Here is a 23778-nt window from a genome sequence, read left to right on the forward strand (position 1 = left end):
GTTAAACCCCTTTCCTTATCCGCGGCGAATCTGCCGTCAGCGTGTGACCAGCGAGTCCGTCCCGGCCGCTGCCGGAGGTCCGCCATACATAGATCGAGCCTCCCACGAGCGCAACCAGGAACAATGCTGTCAGGATATACAGCGCAACATCGCCCAGCTTGTCGTACCATTCATAGAAGCCAATGTATTTGAACAGGAAGATCGTGCCCATGGCCGTATTCTGAACCAGAATAGGCGCCCATAAGGAACCCGTGCGCAAGTATAACGCACCGTAAATGAGACCCGACCCGATACTGATGATCGAAAGTACTGCGCTAGGCTGGAAATAGGCATATGCCGCGGCTTGCAGCACCAGAGCCACATAGACCGGCATCACTCTGCGGAGTTCGCCAAAGATAAGGCCCCTGAACAATATCTCTTCGAATGCCGGCGCAATCAAGCCCGCTCCCAGAATGACATATAGAATCGAATCGCCTCTGATCAAATCGTCGACCAGAAAAGGAATGGATGGAAATTGATTCGCAATGTCGTCAATGACGATGAGGCCGATACTGAACAAGCTTCCGGCCAATCCTAAGCCAATCATCAGCAGAACGCGTGAAGTGCTTAGCTTCCTGAAGCCTGAGGCGCGGAACAAATTCCTCTCCGCATTCGGCCAGATCCAGGCCTTGATCCGAAAGATGAGCATGTACACCAGCGTGATGAGCGTAAAGAGCACAGCCATAAACATGGCCGGGTTGCGGTCCAGAAACTTGGCGAAGGACAGTGTCACTTCGTAATTGTAAGTGGAGCGAAGCAGATAGAGCAGCGCATAGAAGACCCCGATATACAGCGCAATGTTCCCTATCATCGTTAAGACTTTTTTCACAGGAAAGCTCCTTTCTTCCTTCTGTTTTGAAATTTCTCGGTCTCCGGTGCAACCCGGCTATGCCGCCCTGCCTACCCGCCCGAAGCGGCTCTACTAGCTGCGGCCCGATATTGCTCGACGACGCTCGAGAGCAGCTCCATATAAGAGGAGGCCCAATCCATCACCGTCTCCCTCTCCAGACGCCGGGCGTTGTAAGACCATACTCCGCTGATCTCCAATGCTCCCATTTCGCCTGAAGCGGTCTCATCTTGCACGTGCAATACAAGATCAAATAAGTCGAGGAGCTGCTCCTCTTCCTTGAACCCATGACGCATTCCCCCTGCAAATAACGGGAATAGGGCAAAATCTTGCTCAGCCTGCGTCCGTTTTTTGATTTGCCGCACGGCATAAGAATCTCCCGCAGAAGCCGGCTTGCCGGCATGCTGCAGCAATAGATCGAAGTCGCGCACCTCTGCGAAGTCGATTGTCTTCGGCGCGATCAGCCCTTTGTCCGTCATAGTCGGAAGGACAAGATGGGATACGCCGGACTGCCCGCGCCAGAAGTACAGATAGACGGCAAATGCTGCGGTTACTACCGACACTGACTTGGATTCTGCGAGCTCTGCCAGCCCTTCCGCCACAAATTCATCCAATACAAATTGAATGCTGCCTGATCGCTGTGCGGCATACACGTCATTCGCAAAGTCGCCGGATAGCGGCAGGCCGCTCCATTCCCAGCTTGCTAGATCCCTGTTCCTTGAATCCAAATACGCCGCTTGGGAGGCGATCGTCGGATACGTGAATAAATCCGTCACGCTGAGCGCTCCGGGATATAGCTCCTCCAGCCGTTGATGCGCACGCACTAGCAGCAGAGACTCTCCCCCGACATCAAAGAAACGGTGATGAATGCCGAAATCGTCTCGTTGCAGCAGCTCTCGCCATACAGCGGCAATCGCCTGTTCCGTATCGCTTGCCGCTTCCGCAAACTCCACTCCGCTATCCGGTGAAAATTCCGGCTCCGGCAGTGCCCTCCGATCGACTTTGCCGTTAAGAGACAACGGCATGGACGAAAGCTCGACCAGTTCCGAAGGAACCATGTAATCCGGCAAATGAAGCGCCGCAAATTCCCGCAGCTCCGGATGCTCCGCTTGTTCAGAGCAAACGACATAAGCACATAAGTACTCACTGCCGCTTGCCGCAGTCCGCTTCATCACGACGGCCTCTGAAACCGCCGGATGGCGGAGCAGAACATGCTCGATTTCTCCGCACTCAATGCGCAACCCTCTCAATTTCACCTGATGGTCGATGCGGCCCAAATACTGGATCGTTCCGTCTGGTAGCCATCTGGCAAGGTCTCCTGTCCGGTACATGAGACTGCCCTTCGCAAACGGATTGCGGACGAACTTCTCCTCCGTCAAATCCGGCCGTCCCATGTACCCTCTTGCCAGACCAACTCCGGATATGCACAGCTCACCGGCAATGCCGACGGGCTGAAGCGTCATCGCTTCGTTGATAATATAGAGGGCGATGTTGTCAATCGGCTTGCCGATCGGCACATTAACCGGAATAGGTCCCTTGGTGCAGTCATAATAGGAAACGTCGACCGTCGCTTCTGTCGGACCATACAAGTTAACTAGCTTGGCTCCAAACGGGACACCCATGCGATCCCGGAACCGCTCCACCTGATCCGCGGACAGTGCTTCGCCGCTTGCGAATACATGCGTTAGCGTCTCCAGCTTAGCCTCGCCGCGCAGTACACCGGGATGCTCCAGGAACAGATGAAGCATGGACGGCACGAAGTGCATCGTCGTGACGCCGTAACGCATAATCGTATCCACCATGAGCGCCGGGTCCTTCTCGCCGCCCGTAGGCAGCAGCACCAGCCTTGCTCCTGCGAAGCTCCACCAGAACAGCTCCCACACCGAGACGTCGAAGGTAATCGGCGTTTTCTGCATGATAGCTCCGGTTGCGTCGAGCGAATATTCCTTTTGCATCCAGGCGATCCGATTGATGACAGAATGATGCTCAATCATGACACCTTTCGGCTGGCCCGTTGATCCCGAGGTATAGAGCACATAAGCAAGGGAACGGGAGTCATGCAGCTTCTCCACAGGAGATGAGTCCTGCTCCAGCGCAATGGCTTCATTCACTTCCAGCACAGGTACGGAAGCATCCAGCCCTTCCGGCGCTCTTCCTTGAACCAAGACAAGCTTGGCGCCGGCGTTCTCCAGCATGTATCGGATCCGATCCTGCGGCAAGCCCGGAGCGACAGGCACGTAAGCCCCGCCCGCTTTCAGCACCCCATAGATCGCAATCATCATATCCAGGCTGCGGTCCATCACGACAGCCACGCGCTCCTCGCGCATGACGCCTTGCTTCCGTAACGCTTTCGCCAGCCGATTCGCTCGCTGGTTCAATTCCTCGTAAGTCAAATGCGCTTCTTCCGCCTGGATCGCGATAGCCTGCGGCGTTTCCGCCGCCTGTCTCTCCAAATAGGCTTCTACCGTCAGATGACTTTCATAAGCAACAGATGTCCGGTTGAACGCTGCGGCTTGCCCAGCCGCTTCATTGGGCTCCAGCAGCCCGATTCTTCCCAGTGGACGCTCCGGCTCGGCAAGCGCAAAGGTCAACATACGAAGGTACCATTCCGCCATTCTCTGTATGCTTTCTTCGTTAAATAGCGAGGTGGCATATTCGATGGTTAAAGCCATGCCTTTGGCGCCTTGATCCGCGATCTCAAACGTCAAATCCAGCTTCGACACGCGATTGTCCGGCACGGCAGCCTCAAATTGCAAGGATTCGGCCGTCTTCTGTCCGACCTCCGTATGCTGCATCACAAACATCGTGTCGAACAGCGGATTCCGGCTCATGTCACGCGGCACATCCAGCATCGTGACCATATGCTCGAACGGGAGCAAGCCGTTGTCCATCGCGGCAAGCGCCGCTTCCTTCAACTGCCCGGCAAATGCTCTGAACGGAAGCTCGCCTGACGGTCTGCTTCGAATCGGCAGCGTATTGACAAACATGCCGACCAGCGGCTCGGTCTGCGGATGGAACCGTCCGGCGACCGGCGTCCCAACGATCAGATCGTCTTGCCCTGTCACCAGATGCAGCAGCGTATGATAGCCGGCAAGCCAGATATGGAATGGCGTAACTCCCCATTGCTCTGCTTCGGAGCGCACTTGCTCTGCAAGCGCCGCCGGGATCGGAAGCGCATGCTTGGCTCCCGTGAAGCTTTGCTCAGACGGGCGCGGATGATCCGCCGGCAGTTGAAGAACGGGCAGCGGGCCTGCTAACTGAGCTGTCCAAAAGTGCTCCTGCCGCTTTCTCTCGTCCGATGCCATCCATTCTTGCTGCCAAACAGCGGCATCCTTATATTGAATCGATAGCGGCTGCAAGTCCTGACCGCGATAGAATTGCTCGAAATCGCGCGCCATTACGTTCATAGACACACCGTCGGCTGCAATGTGGTGAATATCCAGCAGCAGGGTGTGACGGCTCTCTCCGTCCGTGACAAGGAATGCCCGTATCAATGGAGCCTCGCGCAGATCAAACGGCCGGATCACCTGACGGGCCCATGCATCAATATCCGCAACAGCCGTCCTGTCAGAGAAGGCAAGCTCAAAAGATATCCGATCATGAATACGCTGCATCGGCTTGCCGTCCACCCAATCAAAGCTGGTGCGCAGCGGCTCATGACGGTCAATCAAGCCCTGAATCGCCGCGCGAAGCCTGTCCGCATCTAGCTTGCCGTTTATGCTTATGACAAGCGGCAAATTGTATGCCGTGCTGGCAGGATACAGCTGCTGCAGCACAAACAATCTGTTTTGCGCCAGCGACAATGGATAATGCGACCGGCTTGCCGCTCGGGCAATCGCGTTGGCCGTTTTCTTCTCCGAAGCGTCAATGCGGGCAGCCATATCCCGCAGTACCGGAGCCTCAAACACATCCTTCATCGCATAGGCCACTCCGTAACGTTGCTCGATTAGCCCCGCCAGCTGTGCGGCGCGCAAGGAATGACCGCCCAGCTGGAAGAAATGATCGTCTCTGCCGACTGCGAAAGCACCAACGGCATCACTATTGGTAAGGCCAAGGATCTCCATCCACAGCGCTGCCAGTCCTATTTCAGTATTGGTAGCTGGAGCTTCGCCTGAGGCTGCAGCCGGTTCCGGGAATAGCGGTTGGGGCAGACGATTGCGGTCCGCTTTGCCGCTCGGGCTTAACGGGAAAGCATCCATTGCAACAAAGTAGGATGGAACCATGTAGTCCGGCAGCCGTCCCTTAAGTGCGGCCCGCAGTTCCGACTCCTCTGGCATCTCTCCTCCTGCGGTTACAAGATAACCGCAGAGTGCCATCTCACCTGCCTGGTCTGTAATAGCCGTCACTACTGCGTCGCGGATTCCTTCCTGCGACAGCAGCGCATGCTCGATCTCTCCGCATTCGATGCGCAAGCCGCGCAGCTTGACCTGATGGTCAAATCGACCCAAATATTCGATATTGCCATCCGGCAGCCATCTTGCACGGTCTCCGGTACGGTACAGCCTTTCGCCGGGGGCAAACGGATTCGGAACAAAGCTTTGCTCGGTCAGATCCGGTCTGTTGCGGTAGCCGCGTGCTAAGCCGACACCCGCAATGCAAAGCTCGCCGGACACGCCGATCGGCTGCGGCCGCATCCTCTCGTCCACGATATGGAGCTTTATGTTATGAATCGGCTTGCCGATCGGAACCGGCCCTAATGAATGGCCGGTACAATCGTAATAGCTGACGTCGACCGTCGCTTCCGTCGGGCCATACAGGTTGATAAGCCGTGCGCTCTGGCCTTCGCGCTCCATCATGCTGTAGAAGCCTGCGACATGCGCGGGCTTCAGCGCCTCCCCGCTTGCAAAGACGAATCGCAGCGATCGAAGCTCGCTGCTTCTTCCGGTATCCGCCACATACGGCAAGAAGACGCCAAGCATGGATGGTACAAAGTGCATCACGGTAACCGCCTGCTCCTCGATCACGCGCAGCATGACAGACGGCTCCTTCTCCCCGTGAGGCTCCAGCAAATAAAGAGAAGCACCGGCAAAGCTCCACCAAAACAGCTCCCATACCGAAACGTCGAACGTAATCGGCGTCTTTTGCAGGATGACGTCGCGTTCAGCCAGCGGGTATTGCGACTGCATCCAGTGGAGCCGGTTGATCACCGCCCGATGCTCCACCATCACGCCCTTAGGCTGGCCGGTAGAGCCCGATGTGTAGATCACGTACGCCAAATGGCCTGGACCCGCCGACAGTGATAACGGCAAGGCCAGCTCTTCTTCCTCCGCTGCTTCCCATGCGGCGCCTGCAGCAAGCGCATCAAGATCAAGCACCTCCCCATGGAAAGCTGGGAGGGTATGGATCCATCTTTGCCCTGCGAGAACGAGATGGGCTCCGCTATCTTCCACAATGCCGCGTATCCTCTCAGGCGGATGCTCCGGGTCGATAGGCAAATAAGCTCCTCCCGCCTTTAGCACCGCCATAATCGCAACCATCATCGACAACGAGCGATGGGCGGCTATCGGCACAACGGTTTCAACTGTCACTCCGTAGCCTCTGAGTACGGCAGCCATACGCTCCGCCTGTTCATTCAGCTCCTTGTATGTCAGAGCTCCTTCGCTAGATCTCACCGCCGTCCGGTCCGGCCACTGCTCTGCAGACCGGGCAAACCATCCATGAATGGTCTGCTCCTGCGGATACGGATGCGCAGTATCATTCCATGCGGCAAAACCCATTTCATCCGCAGGGGTCGCCATCGCCACCTCGCCGCAGCTTAGCTCAGGCTGGCCGGTCGTCTGCTCCAGGAGATGGAGCAGACGCTCCGCCAGTCGTTCCATCGTGCCTCGCTGGAACAGTCCCGTATTATATTCCAGCTCCGCGCGCAAGCCGCCTTCGCCATCACTGTACACATCCAGCTTAAAGTCCAACTTGGACGTTCCGTGACTGACTGGCACAAGCTCCATGCTCCAGCCGTCGCCGCGGAGGATCAGCTGCTGCTCTTCCTCAAACTGGTTGTGGACAATCAGCATCGTATCGAACAACGGGTTCCTCGACGGATCATGCAGAGGCTTGAGCGACTCCATCATCCGCTCAAATCCGACTTCTCCATGCTCGTACGCGGCAAGCAGCCGTTCATGCGTCTCGCCTACAAAGTCCAAAAACGGCAGCTCATCCGAAATCGATATTCGAATCGGCAAAAACTGATTAAACATACCAATCATCCGTGCCGTATCGGGGTGTGTCCTCCCCGCCGCCAATGAACCAATCACAAATTCCCGCTGTTGCGAGGTCCCCTTAAGCAGCAGCGCATAGGCCGCAAACAGCAGGCTGTTCAAGCTGGCGCCGGATCTCAACGCGATCTCCTTTAGCCGTCCCGTCAACAAAGCCGGAATATGGAAGGTATACGTATCTCCCGCAAAGGTCTGGCGTTCACCGCGCGCCTGATCAAGCGGCATATCCAGCAGCGGCAACGGGCCGGCAAGCCGTTCCGTCCAATACGCAAGTCCCGCTTTCTCCCGCTCTGAGCCATACTGCCGCTCTAGCCATGCGGCATAATCTTTGTAATGCAAGGAAACTGGAGCAAGCACCGCCCCATCAATCAAAGCCGTCAATTCCTCCAGCAGCAGCTTGACCGCAATACCGTCAGCTACGATGTGATGGACGTTCAGCAGCAGAAAGGCATCTGCCGAGTCCGACCCGGGACGGCAATAACAGGCAGCCAGGACCGGTGCTGCTGCAAGATCCAGCGGACGGTAAAACGAGCGAAGGCAATCGCTGCATGGCTGGCGCCCGAGATCAGCCGCTTGCATGGCGAATGGAACATCCGCATGGACGATTTGACTCGGAATGCCGTTTATTAATCGGAATGAAGTTCGAAGCGGCTCATGCCGGGCAATTAATTCCTTGATTGCCTGTTCAATCCTGGCCTCTTCCACCGAACCCGATAATCGGAGCGCAAGCGGAATATGATAGGCAAGACCGATATTCGCCATGCCTTCCGCCAAAAACATACGTTGCTGCGGCGGACTGAGCGGATAAGAGACTGCCTCTGGCGTTGCCGCTATCGGCTCATAAGCTTCAACGGTCGCCGCATCAATCCAGGCCGCCTGCTCTCGAATCGTTGGCAGGGCAAATACTTCCCTAAGCGGCATTCGCACTCGGCAATGCTTGTAGATTCCCGCTGCCAGAGCAGCGGCTTTCAAGGAATGCCCGCCTTGCTCAAAGAAATCGTCAAGCGCTCCAGCCTGAGGAATATGAAGCACTTCTTGCCACAGATTGGCGACGATTCCTTCCGTCTCTGTAGCCGGCGCTTCATAAGGAACGGTACGCACCGCTCCAGAAACCAAAGGGTCAGGCGCAGGCAGTTGTTTTTTGTCCACTTTGCCGTTGGCGGTAAGCGGAAGCTTCTCCAGCAGCACAATGGCAGACGGAATCATAAAGACCGGCAGCTTGCCCGTCAATTGCTTCCGAATATCCCCCTGCCCGGCAGCTTGCTCCGCAACGACATAAGCGCACAAATACGGCGCGCCTTTGTCTTCCACAAGCACAACTACCGCTTCCTTAATTCCCGGGCAATCCAATAACCGGCTTTCAATTTCCCCCAGCTCGATCCGGTAGCCTCTCAGCTTAACCTGGCTGTCGATCCTGTCCAGAAACTCCAAATTCCCGTCAGGCATCCGGCGCACCAAATCGCCGGTTTTGTACACAAATGCTCCTTTTCGGAAGGGGTGAGGCTGGAATGTCAACGCGGATTGCTCCGGCAAATTCACATAGCCGGCGGCCACTCCGTCTCCCGCTATCCATAATTCGCCCGGAACAAGCGACGGCAGCAGCCGTCCGCTCTCATCCAGTACAAGCGTCTCTGAACGAGCGATCGGAGCGCCAATCGGCACCGTAGCCGCTAATTCCCGATCCCATTTCTCGGCAATCGGATAACAAGTGGCAAACACCGTCGTTTCGGTAGGTCCGTACACATGAAGCAGCACGCCCGAGCCCAAAGCGCCGAGCGCTCTGCGAATATGCCGCACGGAAGCCCGTTCCCCGCCGAATAGAATGTGACGTACGCCGTTCAACGATTCCAATCCATGATCAACCAATGTATTAAATAATGCCGTTGTAACAAAAAAGACCGTGACGCCTTTCGTTTCAATTAGCTCGGTCAGCCTTAAAATATCAGCAACTTCATCTTCGCTGACGAGCGTCAGCTTCGCTCCATTCAAGAGCGCCCCGTATATATCAAACGTCGAGCCGTCAAATGCATAATTCGAAAGCTGCAATAACGAATCGCTTTCTGTGATGCGCACATAATCGGTATTCACGGCAATTCTGGATACATTGCGATGCGAGGTCATAATCCCTTTCGGTCTGCCCGTCGAACCGGAAGTGTACATGATATAGGCCAGATCGTCCGCATGGCCGTCGGTAGTCAGATTATGACCGAAATCGCCGGCTAACCGCATATCCAGTTCGTCCATGTTAAAGACTTTGATGCTGCCGACAGCAATCCGGTTGCCTAGCTCCATCATCGATGCGTCGGCAACGATAGCCTCGGCCTCCGTATCCTGCAGCATAAAGCTGATCCGGTCCTCTGGATATTGCGGATCGATCGGCACATATGCAGCTCCTGCTTTCAAGACAGCTAGCATCGCCGTTATCATATCGAGGGAACGTCTCATCAGAAGCGCAATCTTGGAACCCTGCTGAATGCCGCTTCGCGCAAGCTCACGCGCCAACCGATTAGCCCGATCGTTCAGTTCGCTGTAGGTGTAGGATTGCACACCCATCTCAACGGCAATGCGTTGCGGTGTTTCTGCCGCTTGCCGCTCGAACAGCCTGTGCAGCGACAGCTCTTGCAACGGAGCGGCGGCAGACCGGCTAAGCTCGAGAATTTGCTCCCTCTCTTGCCCATCGATGGGATCAAGGTCGGCCAATGTTATTTGCGGCTGTGCGGCGACAGCTGCGGCAAGCGATATATAATGCCGTGCCAATTGCTTGGCGGCCTCCTCGTCGTACATATCCAGCGCATACTCCAGCGTAAAGGCAATGCCTTCCCCGGTATCGGCACACTCCCAGGTCAGATCGAATTTGACCGATCCGGTATCGATCGCTTTAGGCACGTAAGCTACATCATGGCTCCGCCATTCAGGCAGCTCCATGTTCTGCAGCGTAAAGACGGTATCGAACAGCGGATTCCGTCCGTACTCCCGTCTGGCATTCGCTAGTTCTGCAACTTCCTCATACGGCACGTCCCCATTGCCGATTGCTGCAAGCGCCTCCCCGTTGGCTTGCTTCAGCCATTGATCGAAGCGGACACCGTCTTCCCCTCGGAGACGAATCGGAACCATATTGATGAACATCCCGACCACGTTTTGCTGCTCTGATCTCATTCGTCTCGCAGCAGCCGTTCCAATCACAAGGTCTGACTCCCCCGTATACTTGGCAAGCAGCGCGTAATAGACCGACAGCAACACCGTGTACAAGGTTACGCCTTCGCGTTCCGCCAAGGCACGGAGCCTTCCAGCTAGCGCGGGATCGAGCTCAAACCGCTCGACTGCCCCGCGATAACTGGGCGCTTGCGGTCTAGGGCGGGTGGATGGAATGACAGGAGACGGCACACCGTCTCGATAGGCCTCACGCCAATATTGCTGCTGGCGCTCCAGCCTGACGCTGGTCCTTCCCGCCTCCTCCCACAACGCGATATCGCCGCTGTGAATGGCCAAATGTTCCAGAGCTATCCCGTCGTATAGCGCCGCAAGATCGCGCATCAAGATGCCCATTGAAGTGCCGTCGGTAATGATATGATGCATATCCAGCAGCAGTACGCCGGACTCACGCTCCCGCAGTATAAGCTCCAAGCGAAACAGCGGCGCTTGCTCCAAGTGATACGGCTTCAGGAAGTCGCGCTGCCTGACCGACAGCTCCGATTCCGACCAGTCACTACCGTCAACGATCACAAGTGGAAGCTCGACTTCTTCATCGATGCGCTGCATCACATTATCTTCCTCCATAAAGAAGGACGTTCGAAGCGCCGGATGGCGGCGCATCAGGGCTTTCCACGCTTCGCGGAATCGCTCGATATCGAGCTGCCCCATCACCCCGATAGCAAACGGCAAATGATAATTAAGAAGACCCGGATTCAGCTCTTCCAAAATAAATAGCCGCTTTTGCGCAGAAGTCGCCGGATAATACGCTCGCTCCTTCGCTTTGGTCAACGGCAGAGCCGTGGCTCTGTTCGCGTCTCCATGCTGCCTCGTTTTTTGGTCTAGCAAAGCTGCCAGCTTCTCTACTGAATCATGAAAAAACAGCTCGGTTAGCGTCAGCTCCACTCCAAATTGTTCTTGAAGCTTAGCAGCGGCATAAGCCGCCTTAAGCGAGTTGCCTCCTTGCTCAAGAAAACGATCCAACCGGCCAATGCTTTCCTTCTTTAACACCTCGCGCCAAATGGACATTACCTGTTGTTGCGTTTCCGTCACGAGCTCCATGTCGGCATTCCCGCGTATTCCCGCACCTTCCTCCGACACTTGCTGCATCTCCAATGCGGCTGCCGCTTCAAACTCCGAGATTTCAGCTAACGCCTCTGCGAATGCTCCTTCCCGAAGCGCCTCCGCCAATACGTAGCGCTGAATTTTGCCCGAGGTCGTTTTTGGAATGCGCCGGATGGGCACTACAAAAGCAACCTCCAATCCGGCCGAACCGTTCAGCAGCTTTTTCACACCGGTAATAAGCGGCAAAAATCCGCTCATCTTCCCGCGATATTGAATAAAAACCGCAATCGCGTCCCTCTTCGTCATTTCATCCTGAACGGCGGTGATCGCCGTTTTCCCTATTTCGGCTCCTTTTAGAACACTAATCAACGCCTCCAGGTCATGCGGATACACATTTTGCCCGTTGACGAAAATGACGTCCTTCATACGGCCGGTCACATATAAACGTCCATTCAGCATGAAACCCAAATCACCCGTATTCAGCCAGCCTTCTGGCGTGATGATTTGTTCGTTTACATCAGGTCGCTTGTAGTAACCGGGGGTTACGTTGCGCCCTCTAATATGAATTAAGCCCACATTCCCGGCTTCCGAAGGTTCTCCGGACTCCTTGCAAATACGCACCTCGCACTCCTGTACAGGAGAACCTAACTCGACGATCTCGATGGCCGCATGGTCATCCGGCTCGGACAATCGGACCGGTTCTCCAAGCGCAAGCGATTTGCGTTCCAGCTTAACGGTATTCAGCATCTCTTCCGTACCTGGAAACGTAACGGCCAGACTCGCCTCCGCCAGCCCATATACCGGGAAGATACAATTTCCGTTTAACCCGTAAGGCTTCATCGCCTCCAGAAAATCGCGGCAATGAACGGCCGATATCGGTTCCGCGCCGTTGAAGATCAACCTGACGCAAGACAAGTCCCATTCCGCTGCTCCTTCCGGCTTCCAGTGCTGAAGAAAATGCACGTAACCAAAGTTCGGCGAAGAAAGGCATGTAACCCGGTGCTTATGGGTTAGCTCCAGCCACTTCATCGGGTGCAGTACAAATGTCGAAGTCGGCAAGTGCAGTTGGTTCATCCCGCAAAGCAACGGGGATAGATGAAAGCCGATTAGCCCCATATCATGTGTCAAGGGCAGCCAGCTGAGCGATGAATCCTTTTCCGTCGATTGTGCGCCACTCCTAATAGCGCGCATATTCGAAAGAAGATTGCCGTGCGTCAGTACAACTCCTTTCGGATCTCCCGTAGAACCGGAAGTGAATTGAATAAAAGCGATGTCCGTCTCCGCTGCCTCGTGCAGCTCGGCTTGCTGTCCGTTAATGTCCGAAGCCGCTTCCAGCAAAGCTGCAATTGAAATGCTCCCGGATTCCAACTGTGACGCTATTTCTTCCTCCCCTTGCTTCAAAGCGTAGCTTTGAATACTGGACCATAGCTCCTCATCGCAAAGCAGTCTCGGCGATTCCAGCTGACCCCATATCTGAATCAACTTTTTGCGGCCTTCGTCCGTACGCGCCGCCGTCACCGGGACGGGAATAATACCGCCAAGCACGCATGCCCAGAATAAGAGGAGAAACGGTTCGTTTTCTTCCGTCTGCATAACGGCAAAGTCACCGGCCCGAAGACCGTGCTCATGCAGCACATGCAACACCCTGCCGGCAGAAGCTAGCAAATGACCATAAGACAAGAAACGTTCTTGGCCGCTTTCACAAAACAGAATTCCCGCATCGCTTTGCTCATGCTCCAGCAAAACGCCGGTCAAATTACGGCTGGTTTTCATAATTGGCATCCCCCGATTCGACTTTTTGTCACACCGTTGTGGAATGCAGTTCCTGATATTCCTCCGTTACGATCCGATTTTGCTCGTCCATAATCACGACATGCGGCCGGTATGTGCGAGCGACCGACTCCTCCATCATAGCGTAAGAAATAATAATGACGCGGTCACCCGGCTGCACGAGTCTCGCAGCGGCGCCGTTCAAGCAAATCATACCCGAGCCTCTCGGCCCTGTTATGACATAGGTTTCGAGTCTTGCGCCGTTGTTGATGTTCACGATTTGCACTTTTTCATTCTCCAGAATGTTCGATGCATCCAAAATATCTTGATCAATCGTAATGCTTCCTACGTAATTCAAATTAGCCTCCGTAACTACAGCACGGTGGATTTTGGACTTATGCATCTCTCTGAACATGAATACACTCTCCTTGTCGGGTGGTCTTTAAAAAGAACGAAAGCTTAAATAAACCTCCTATAACGAACAAATTCATCCTAATATTCCCTAAAAAGAACAATCGTTTTAAAAACATCGTGATCTCTCTCTATCAAAGAAAAAAGATGAAGTTCAAATCATAGCTGGTTGCTAGAAAAAGGGATGTTAATCATACTGAGCAGGTGAGTTCATGCTGGCGAGTGGGTCGTACATAGTCGGTGGGGTCATGTTGATTGAAAATCTGAACGTATCAACGTGGGGTAAATCTGCGTATTCATAGGGTTTAAGCATGTAGAGGTAAAATAATGTGATTGTGTGTAGCGGTAATGAGTTAAAGCGTTGTTGCAAAATAAAAAAACAATTCCCATGAAGTTGTCAATGTGCGGGTATCCGATGCAAAAAATGATACATATATCAGAAAAATGATATATACCCACGAATTTTCTTGCATCCTTACCCCTATAGTAGAGGTAATTGTCCAATTGCGTAAGGGTGATAATCGTATCAAAAGGGGGGAAATTCTATTATTTTCAAATTCATCCTACCAAAGGTTAAGAGCCTTGCGCAAAAAAACACTCCCTTTTCTATTAGAAATCAACAGCTTGCCATACAACAACAAATTAAAGATCGTTACTTTGCTGCGAATAGACTGGCGGCAGTATTGAAGCGCCTTTTTGCGGTCGTGGCGGTTCAAATAACTGAGCGTATAATATTTGCTGGCAATGCCAATGTCAATGTAGGTAAGCTGCTTTGCTTTATGACTGATCGAGTCGGACTGAACGACCAATTCCCGAATATGCTCGCGTACTTTGATCGACTTGAAGCTAAGCCCTTCGATTTTGGCATAGATTTCCTCGTGCAGATGAATGGTATCGGGATCAAGCAGCCAGCGATCGCAAAAAAAGTAAAGGCTGTCAGGAGACTCCTGATACACAGAATGAGGCTTCGTCTGTAATGCTATCCTGTATCTGTCGAAGAAACGGAGCAGATAGGTGGTATCCTCTCCCAAATAAAATTGCTCGTTAATCAATCCGATTTCGTCCAGCAGTTCCCGGCGGAATACCATCGTGTTCAGTTGAAAAAAATTGCGGGTATGCGACAGGAATGCCTCAAACAGTCCTTTCTCGCAAACAATAATAGCTCCGTTGTTTTGCGTTTCGAACGATGATCTCATTTTATCCAGCAAATATCGTTCTACTTGATTGTCAAAATTGTAGGAGGTAACCTCCCCATGTCGCTCGACCCAAAGCGCAAAGCTTATGTCCGCGTTTGTAAGGTCGTGCACTTCCATGCTGTCTCCCAGATGACAGGGAAACCACTCATCGTCGGAATCAAGAAAGGCCAAATATTCGCCGTCAGCCGCCAGCATGCCCGTGTTCCGCGCGCCGCCCGGCCCTTTTGCCCGCTCATTGCGCACGTACCGAATTCTGGAATCGCTTTTCGTCCATTCCCGGATAACCTCTTCCGTGTCATCCGTGCTGCGATCATCTACGACGATAAGCTCCCAGTTGGTATACGACTGGCGCAATATGGACTCGATGGCGCCCGAAATGACTTTCGCCCGGTTAAAGGTAGGCATTACGATGCTAACTAACTGCTCCACTCACTCCACTCCAATCCTTCGTAATATGCGTTCTAAATCATCGTCAGTGTATATGTGGAAACAACTGCCCGTCAAGTCCAGTTATTATAAATTTTAGTTAAACTGCACAATTTAACCTGATGTTATTTAGGAATTTACTTCTATCCGAATATGCCCTTACTCTAATTCTAGACTTCTTATACAACTACTTAACGATATGATAAGATTAAGTTAATACCTAACCATTAAACGTCTAAGTTACATAAAAAAGCAGGTGTTCATCATGTGGAAGCCCGATCGCGACAGCGCGATCCCTCTCTATCGCCAAATCGCCGACCATCTGCATCAGATGGTCATTCACGGCGAATATCCTCCCGGAAGCCCGCTTCCTTCCGAGCGCAAGCTTGCGGAACAATTCGAAGTCAATCGGAGCACCGTCGTTCTCGCTTACGCTGAACTGCGTTCCCTGGGACTGGTTGAGAGCCGCCCTGGCAGCAAGACGCAGGTCAGCTCCAGTTGGAGCCCTGCCGCAAACCGAACACCAGAGTGGCATCGCTATGCCGAGAATGGCGGTTTCCTTCCGAACCTGCCTTTCTTGCGCCGGATCCGGGATGCGCTGGCGCAAGACGCCTCGATCATCGACTTTGCCAGCGGCAAGCTCTCCACCGATTTGTCGCCTATTCGGGAGATTAATGACATTATGCACAGCTGCACCTACCATCCCGACAATGGATCTGATGTCAGCCAAGGGTTTCCTCCGCTTCGGGAGGCGCTAGCTACCTTTCTGGAGCATAACCGCGGAATTCAAACATCCGCTTCTTCCATACTCATTACAAGCGGCTCCCAGCAATCGCTGTATCTGATTTCACAATGCCTGCTGTCTCACGGTGATGCCATCGCGGTCGAGACGCCGTCATTCACCCGTTCGCTGTCCATGTTCCAGTCCGCCGGGCTGCGAATCCATCCGCTCCCGATGGACGAACAAGGAGTCCGCCCCGAGAGCATCCGCGAGCTGTACAGCCGGCATCGCATCAAGATGCTGTTCGTCAATCCCAACTTCCAGAATCCGACAGGCACGCTGCTGCAAGCCGATCGGAAGAAGCAGCTTCTGGATACGGCAAGCGAGCTGGGACTTCCGATCGTGGAGGACGATCCTCTCAGCTTAACGGCCTATAGCAACGACTATCCTTTGCCGATTAGAGCTGAGGATGCCTCGTCCAACACCCTATATATCGGCTCCTTTTCCAAAATCGCTGCATCGGGCTTGCGCATCGGCTGGATCGTAGCTCCCAAATCCGTCATTTCACGGTTGGCCGACGCCAGAAGACAGATGGATATGGGATTCAGCGTCATTCCGCAGCAGATTGCTGCTGCCTTCATCAAGTCGCCGCTGTTTCTTCCGCATATGGAACGGCTTCGCAGCCAACTGCAGCAGAAGCTGGATCTATTAGTAACGGCGCTGCGCCACCACATGGATGGCCTCGTACAATTTTCGGTACCGCAAGGAGGCATGCATCTGTGGTGCAGAGTTGTCCCCAAGGTCCATGACGGACGATTGCTGGACGAAGCGTTGAAGCGCAGTGTCGCATTTGTTCCGGGAAGCGTATACGGTGCTGAGCCCGGCTATATGCGGCTAACCTATGCACGCCCGCAGACTGAAGAAATTGAAGAAGGCATCAAGAAGCTGGCTGAGGCCCTCCGGGCAACAACAGAATAACCGAAAAAAGCGCAGTACAAGGACAGAAACCTTGTGCTGCGCTTTTTCCTATACCTACTTCCCTTTTCGAACAAGCAAGATGTATAAGAAATAGGGCGCTCCGATTAGAGCGGTAATAATGCCTGCCGGAATCTCAAGCGGCGGAAGTATGATTCTTCCCAGCATATCAGCCGTCGCGACAAGCACAGCTCCGAGCATTGCTGCGACCGGTACGGCATATCTGCTGTCCGAACCGACCAGCAGCCTCGCCAGCGGCGGAACGACAAGTCCGACAAATCCGATCGTACCCGCAATCGCGACCGAGCTTGCGGCTAGTCCAACCGCAATGCCTAACAAAGCGAGCCGCGCAAGCTGAATGCGCATTCCGAGCCCTTTCACTGTATCTTCATCCAGTTGAAGCGTATTTAAGAGCCGATAGCACATCAGTGTTAGTAGTACGCCGACAACCGTCCAGGGCCAGAGGAGCTCCACATGTTGCCAAGAGCGGGCATACAGGCTTCCCTTCAACCATACAAGCGCTTGTGAGGAGGATAATGCAAATTTGACAATCATAAAGGTGATGAGCGCCTGGAAGCCAGTCGATAGGGCAACACCAGTCAAAGCCAGCCTCATGGGCCGGATGCCGCCGCGCTGATAAGATACCAGATAGACCAAAGCCGCTGCCAGTATAGCGCCGGCAAACGCAGCAGCAGGCAGCACATGGGCACCCAGATGCGGGAATAAGAGCAGCACGATCACTGCGAACAATCCGCCTCCCGCCGAAATACCGATAATATCCGGCGCAGCGAGCGGATTTCGGGTTATGCCCTGCAGGATGGAACCGGAAACCGCCATATTGATGCCTACCAAAACCGCAATGAGGAGCCTTGGCAGCCGGTATTTCAACACTAGCCACTCGCCAGTGCGCAGTTCCTCTATAATATCGGATACCGGTGTGCTGACTGCTCCAAGCCGGAGGCTGAGCACGGCCACAACGAGAAGCATCAATGACAGTCCTGCCATAATGAACAGAAATCTGCTTTTTCTCATGTCCGTCCCCCTTCTCGGCGACGCAGCAGGTAGAGGAAGAATGGAACGCCGAGTATAGCCGTTATGATGCCGACCGGGATATCGGCGGGGTAGAACAGCCATTGTGCCACAAAATCGGCCGATGACAGGAGCAGCGCACCCAATAGTGCGGATAACGGAATCATACTACGATAGCTGATGCCGCCCAGCCGTCTCGCCATATGTGGAACAATGAGACCGATAAATCCAATCGGACCGGCTACAGCGACTGCGCTGCCTGTCAATACGATAACTAGCAGTCCCAGTAATCCCCGAATTCGCCGTACATGAACACCAAGCCCGCTGGCGATTTCTTCGCCCTGCATCAGCACATTCAGCGTATTCGCCAGCAGGAATGCCGCAAGGATAACGGGCACGCCGAGCAGCCACACCAGATAATTGTCTCTCCATTCCGCGCCGGACAGCTTCCCGGCCATCCAGTACAGAATTTCGGTCAGTTGCGTTTCAAATAATAAAATAATGCCCGTCGTCATCGCGCCCATAAAGGCGCTAATCGCAACCCCAGCCAATACGAGCCTGGAGGGATCGCTTCCGCTGAAACGAGAGAAAAAGTAAATGAGGATGCCGCTTACTGCCGCACCACACAAAGCAGCAACCAGAATGATGTCTGCGCTATTCCCCCCCGCCAAGGACCATCAGCGCAATGACTGCAAAGCAAGAAGCGCCTTGATTGAGTCCCATAATCTCGGGATCGGCAAGAAAATTGCGGGTTACCGCCTGCAAGAGGCAACCTGCGATCGCCAGCGTAGCTCCCAAAGAAACCGCCAGCAGCAGTCTAGGCATCCGAATATGCCAAACCGTATAGGTTAGCAGCGTATCCTTCGTATCCGAGGAAGGAAAAAATAGTGGTTTCCAGGCAAAGCCGTTCACCTTGAATGTAACAGTCAGGCAAGCCACGCCAACCAGCAACAGGGCCAGAATGGCAAAAAGCAGCCGCAGGGAACCTCCTGACTGAAGTCCCCGCCGCTCTCTGTTCATGATGCTCATCCATTCAATCTCCTTACTTGCATAACCTAGTCTGCTTTCAGATGGAGGAGAAGCTCGTCCAAAATATGATTGGCTGCGATTGGTCCGCGTCCGCGTGCCCACAAATTGCGGTCAACCTCGATAAAGTGTCCGGCCTTTACGGACTTCAAATCCTGGTATAGCGGATTGGTTGTCAGTTTCTCCGTGCTGTCTCCATAGACCATTATGTAGTCCGGGTTAATTTCATGAAGGCGCTCCAGCGTCATCTTGGTGCCTTCTCCCTTTCCTTCCAGCTTGGATATTTCTCCGTTAAAAGCATAATCGACTCCGGCGCTGCTCAGCAGCGACCCGACAAAAGAGTCCTTGATCCAAACCGTAAATTCATCGTCAAAAAATCCGGCAACCACGATCGAAGGCTGCCCCTCGATTTGTCCCTTGACATCTTCGATCTTGGCTGTCAAATCCGCGATCACCTTGTCCGCTTCCGCTTCTTTGTTCAAGATGGCCCCAATGCTCTTCACATTGTCCAGTACTTGCGTGTAGCTCACATCGTCTAATGCTACGGTAGAGGCGATGCCCTCAAGCTCGGCGCGAATCATGCTGTGACGATCCACACTCGCGATGATCAGATCAGGCTTGAGCGATTGGATAACCTCCAGGTTAGGCGCTTTGCGTTCGCCTACATCGGTTACGTCCGCTTGAATCGAGCCTTGCAAGTATTCCGGAATTTTGGTTGTGCCGACTCCGGCATTGCCGGCAGGCACGACGCCAAGGCTTGTCAATGTGTCAATAAACGAAAAATCCAGCGTCACAACCTTCTGTGGAACTTGCTCTCCTTCCCATGTTCCCCATTCATGATGGATACTGCTTCCCTTTACGGCCCCGTTATCTGCCGTTTTGCCTTGATTCGCGCCATTGCTTACCGCTCCCGTATTTTTGTCCGATCCACATGCCGATAGCACTATACTGAACGCTAGCATCAAGATCGCGAACATTTGAAATTTGCGCATAATTTGCTCCCCCTTGGCCTCACCGTTAATGATTATTATTCTCAGTTACCGATTGTAATAGAAGGATCGCGCTTTGACATCATCCAGTTTCCAGCAATTGATACCATCCAGTTGGCGCGCGGAATAGGATAAACCGGCTCCTGCGCCTTCTTTAAACGGGTCTGTTCTGTTTGCATTCGTAATGCCATACTGTGCAATGCAATCTCATCGTAATGTAAAAAATATAAAAATGCTTGACCCGACTTTCTCATTGTGATATATTATTTCATGTTGACACAATATATGCGGTCGTGGCGGAATTGGCAGACGCGCTAGATTCAGGTTCTAGTGGTGTAACAGCCGTGGAGGTTCGAGTCCTCTCGACCGCACCATCTTAACAACGAACGAGCACTGAGTTTCCTCTCAAGGAAATTCAAGTGCTTTTTTTGATTCCTGGCTTCTGTCATGCAATGACAATGCCATAAGCCAAGCCAAAATTCCCTTTGTTTAAGATTACCCAATTTCCTCGTTTTTCTGTAACCGCTTCTTCCTCATGTTCCAATCTCGCTGTTATAGGCCGGATGTTTCCCACGGTTGTTAAAGCCATCTCAAAAGTTCAATTTCAGTAATCAGCAATTCTGCAAGCATGAGATCATCAAAATATAATTGATATTGATTTTCATTACCACATAGGCTACAATCATTATTGTTTACTAGTAAACTAAATTTTATCGATATCGTTTATACAAACTGTAAATATAAAAAAGTACTTAATTAATAGATAAACAAAATTAAGTGTATGATTGGTGGAAGCTGCTATGGAAAATAAGAAATTAACCAACACGGAAGAACAGCAAACTCAGAAGCCTATGAAGTTTATGCCTATGATTGTAGCGATTTTCATGGGAACTTTTCTGTCGCTGCTGAACAGCAATACAATTAATATCGCTTTACCGGTCTTGCAGGATGAATTTGCTTCCGACTTACATGTCGTGCAATGGACATTGACCGGCTTTATGCTGGCGCTTGGCACTTTCGCGCCTACAGCTGGCTATTTCGGCCAACGTTTCAGTTACAAGCGATTATATATTTTCGCTTTGCTCGGCATGACGGTTGCTTCCGTGCTATGCGCTTTGTCTTGGAACGCACCGATGCTCATCGCCTTCCGCATTGTGCAAGGCGCATTCTGCGGTATTATCGTGCCGGCGTCGATGACTATGATATTCCAGATCATACCGCGACACCAGCAATCTGTCGCCATGAGCATCTGGATCGCCGCTTCGATCGTGGCACCAGCCATTGGACCGACTTTCGCGGGCTGGCTTATCCAGCACGGCTCCTGGAAGTGGCTCTTCTGGACCAATGTCCCGCTCGGGCTGCTAGCGATTGTAATTGCTTTTTTCTTCATTCCTTATTATCGTCTGAAAGTACCGAAGGGATTCGATTTATGGGGGCTTCTGACGGTCATCGCCGCAAGCTCGCTGCTGCTGATTACGTTGTCGCAAGGCGCTAGCTGGGGATGGGGTTCGACCAGCACCCTGCTTTGTCTGGGGGGCGGGCTGCTCGCGCTGGCTCTGTTTCTTTGGCGGGAGATGTCAATCGAGTCGCCGCTTCTACAGCTCAAGGTGTTTCTGAACCGGCGGTTCACGTCGACGTTGATCTTGCTGTGTATCGTGATGGTCAACTTTTTTTCGGGTATGCTCCTTGTTCCCGTCTTCCTGCAAAATGTTCAGGGACATTCGCCGCTTGAAACGGGAGTAATTCTGCTTCCCTCTACACTTGCTATGGCGATTATGTCCTTAGTTGTCGGACGGCTGTACAAAAGGGTTGGCCCTATGCCGCTGCTGCTTCTTGGCGTATTGTTGATGGCAGCGGGAAATTTGCCGCTCGCTTGGCTGCAGATTGACAGTTCACCCGCTTATACACTCTTGTGGATGACGGTCCGCAGTCTAGGGCTGGCTCTGGTTCTGATGCCAGCGACAACAGCCGGGATGGAGGAGATTTCCCGCGAGTTCATCGGTCACGCCTCCTCCATTCAAAACTGGCTGAGGAATGTATTTGTAGCGTTCGGTGTGGCTTTGTTCACCACCCTGCTATCGTCCCGTACTGCTGATCACACCGCAAGGTTGATTGATGGTGACACTGGACCGAATTTGGCCCGGATGTCCACAACGATGGGCATCAACGACTTGAACCTCTTATCCACGCTTATTGTGGTACTGGCACTGCCATTTGTTTTTGCCATTCACTCAAAACGGAAGAAAATAGGGAGGACGGACGGCCCCTTTAGCGATCCCGTTCAGCAATAGAAAAAACGATGACCGCTCTTCGGAACAAATCCGGGCAGCGGTCATCGCCATTTTGATTATGAAGCTGCAGGTTCATTCTTTGTAACATCGGCTTGTTCCATCTCATTCCACAAAGCCTGGTAGGCTTGCTCCTCCACCTGGAAAAAGACAGGAGCCCCGACATACATCACATAGTTGTCCGGGAACAGCCACAGTTGTACTTCCGTACCGTCCTCCAGCGTCAGATACAGCATCTTCTGAAGCCGCTTATCCTGATCATAGATCCCTTCCGCATTCAATCGATCCCGGTCAAACGGTTTTGCCTCGTACAGCGCCGCTACAAATGAATCGATAACGCCATCCGTTGCAAGCTCTCCGTATTCTGTCTTACTGTTGTACCAAGCATTATAGGGCTGCCAGGTTACGGATTGCACACGATCCTTCAGCTTTAGCTTTCCGATTAGATCCTCTCCTGTATGAATCGTAAGGCCATTCAATTTCTCGTACAGCTCGGCATAGATCTCACCGTTCTCTTCATGGTAGGACATAATGCGAAAGCCCTCGTCATACCCATTCACCGCAAATATGTCCGTTACCCCGATGCTCGAAGCCAGCTCCTCATAATCCGTTTTTTTGCTCCATTCATCAATTCCGCCCTTCGTCCGTCCGAGCCGCTCGCCGCGCAGCTGCTTGGCATCGGCCGCCCCCATTCGGGTGCTCGTCTGGGTATAGATGTTGCCTTCATAGACGACCAGCCCGATCATATCTGCCGATGCGTTGCTTTTCTTCGGCAGCTTTATCTTAGGAATGACGACCGCGTCCGAAGCTGGCTGTACGAACAGATCCAGCGTATTCAGACGCTCCGGTCCAACCTGTGCTACTGCCCATACAATCAGGCATACCGCTGCCAAGGAAGCGGCACCATAGGTGATGAGGCGTTTGCGCTTCTTCGGAGCGCTTGCCGCCCGTCTAATACGTTCTTCCATCCCTTGCTCCGGCACGATCGAATCGATCGCTTCTTGATAGTCTTGCCGATTCATCATTGCCCCTCTCCTTCCAAATCCAGCTTTAGCCGCTGCCTGCCGCGGTTCAGCCTCATCTTCGCCGCCGACTCGCTAATATGCAGAATGTCGGCAATTTCCTTCAAGCTATATTCTTCATAATAATAAAGATGGATAACGGCTCTGTAGCGGAATGGCAGCGCAAGCACCAGCTCTATTAACGGCTGTGCCGAGGTGTTGCCGCTTATGTCCGGCAACTCCGCTTTTTTGACCACTCGTCTGAACCAGGAGCTGCGGCGGATATTGCGGCAATGGTTCGTCACAACCCGGATCAGCCACGCTTTCTCATGCTCATCATCCCGGAATATCGGAGCATGGTACAGCAGCTTGATGAATGCCTCTTGCATGGCTTCCTCCGCATCATGCGGATGGCCCAGATGAACCATCGCCAGCTTGTACAGCATCATGCCGTGTTTCTTATAGCTCTCTGTAAAATCCGCGCCCGGCCGGAGCGAGTTGCTATGCATAGTGGAGCCCCCTTTCCCTAAACACAACTATAGACGCCAATCGGTCACATTTCGATACGAATAAATCCCGTTTATACAAAAAAAA

At 53.0% G+C, this 23778-nt stretch carries 12 protein-coding genes and 1 tRNA gene; 3 read left to right on the forward strand and 10 right to left on the reverse strand.

What is annotated here, in order from left to right:
* Position 1: 1 nt before the first annotated feature.
* The 4 genes from D3P07_RS01715 to D3P07_RS01730 form a co-directional block, all read right to left on the reverse strand.
* Positions 2-868: a CPBP family intramembrane glutamic endopeptidase gene (locus tag D3P07_RS01715; RefSeq protein WP_119798357.1), complete on the reverse strand. Its 867-nt coding sequence runs from the start codon at positions 866-868 to the stop codon at positions 2-4.
* 71 nt (positions 869-939) lie between these two features.
* Entirely contained in the window at positions 940-13125 is a 12186-nt protein-coding gene (locus D3P07_RS01720; protein WP_119798358.1) for a non-ribosomal peptide synthetase, read from the reverse strand.
* A gap of 28 nt (positions 13126-13153) precedes the next feature.
* Positions 13154-13537, reverse strand: coding sequence for an aspartate 1-decarboxylase (panD, locus tag D3P07_RS01725; protein ID WP_119798359.1), 384 nt, complete (start codon positions 13535-13537; stop codon positions 13154-13156).
* A gap of 559 nt (positions 13538-14096) precedes the next feature.
* On the reverse strand, positions 14097-15158 hold the full coding sequence (locus tag D3P07_RS01730) for a glycosyltransferase family 2 protein (RefSeq protein WP_119798360.1): 1062 nt from the start codon (positions 15156-15158) through the stop codon (positions 14097-14099).
* Positions 15159-15420: 262 nt separating this feature from the next.
* On the opposite strand from D3P07_RS01730, the gene pdxR reads away from it, so the two are divergent.
* Positions 15421-16854 (forward strand): MocR-like pyridoxine biosynthesis transcription factor PdxR, encoded by a 1434-nt coding sequence (gene pdxR, locus D3P07_RS01735; RefSeq protein WP_119798361.1) that lies wholly within the window; start codon positions 15421-15423, stop codon positions 16852-16854.
* A gap of 54 nt (positions 16855-16908) precedes the next feature.
* On the opposite strand, the gene D3P07_RS01740 is transcribed toward pdxR, so the two are convergent.
* From D3P07_RS01740 to D3P07_RS01755, 4 genes are read right to left on the reverse strand one after another with little or no spacing between them, the layout of a single operon-like run.
* Positions 16909-17883 carry a FecCD family ABC transporter permease gene (locus D3P07_RS01740; RefSeq protein ID WP_182914143.1) on the reverse strand — a complete coding sequence of 325 codons (975 nt, stop codon included), beginning with the start codon at positions 17881-17883 and terminating at the stop codon, positions 16909-16911.
* A complete protein-coding gene (locus D3P07_RS01745) occupies positions 17880-18551 on the reverse strand; it encodes a FecCD family ABC transporter permease (RefSeq protein ID WP_119798363.1) in 672 nt (223 codons plus the stop codon). The genes D3P07_RS01740 and D3P07_RS01745 overlap by 4 nt, the downstream gene beginning before the upstream one ends.
* On the reverse strand, positions 18535-18909 hold the full coding sequence (locus D3P07_RS01750; protein ID WP_119798364.1) for an iron chelate uptake ABC transporter family permease subunit: 375 nt from the start codon (positions 18907-18909) through the stop codon (positions 18535-18537). Before D3P07_RS01750 ends, D3P07_RS01745 begins: the two co-directional genes overlap by 17 nt.
* A 26-nt stretch (positions 18910-18935) precedes the next feature.
* Positions 18936-19898: an ABC transporter substrate-binding protein gene (locus tag D3P07_RS01755; protein WP_119798365.1), complete on the reverse strand. Its 963-nt coding sequence runs from the start codon at positions 19896-19898 to the stop codon at positions 18936-18938.
* 284 nt (positions 19899-20182) lie between these two features.
* On the opposite strand from D3P07_RS01755, the gene D3P07_RS01760 reads away from it, so the two are divergent.
* Both D3P07_RS01760 and D3P07_RS01765 read left to right on the forward strand, forming a co-directional pair.
* Positions 20183-20269 (forward strand) — tRNA-Leu (locus D3P07_RS01760).
* 426 nt (positions 20270-20695) lie between these two features.
* On the forward strand, positions 20696-22186 hold the full coding sequence (locus D3P07_RS01765; protein ID WP_220482005.1) for an MDR family MFS transporter: 1491 nt from the start codon (positions 20696-20698) through the stop codon (positions 22184-22186).
* 56 nt (positions 22187-22242) lie between these two features.
* On the opposite strand, the gene D3P07_RS01770 is transcribed toward D3P07_RS01765, so the two are convergent.
* Together D3P07_RS01770 and D3P07_RS01775 are read right to left on the reverse strand one after the other, a co-directional pair.
* Entirely contained in the window at positions 22243-23208 is a 966-nt protein-coding gene (locus D3P07_RS01770; RefSeq protein ID WP_259391295.1) for a hypothetical protein, read from the reverse strand.
* The gene (locus D3P07_RS01775; RefSeq protein WP_119798366.1) at positions 23205-23693 is read right to left on the reverse strand and encodes an RNA polymerase sigma factor; all 489 of its coding nucleotides are present in this window, start codon (positions 23691-23693) and stop codon (positions 23205-23207) included. The genes D3P07_RS01770 and D3P07_RS01775 overlap by 4 nt, the downstream gene beginning before the upstream one ends.
* Between the last annotated feature and the right edge of the window lie 85 nt (positions 23694-23778).

This window comes from Paenibacillus sp. 1011MAR3C5, from assembly GCF_003591485.1.
GTDB lineage: Bacteria > Bacillota > Bacilli > Paenibacillales > Paenibacillaceae > Pristimantibacillus.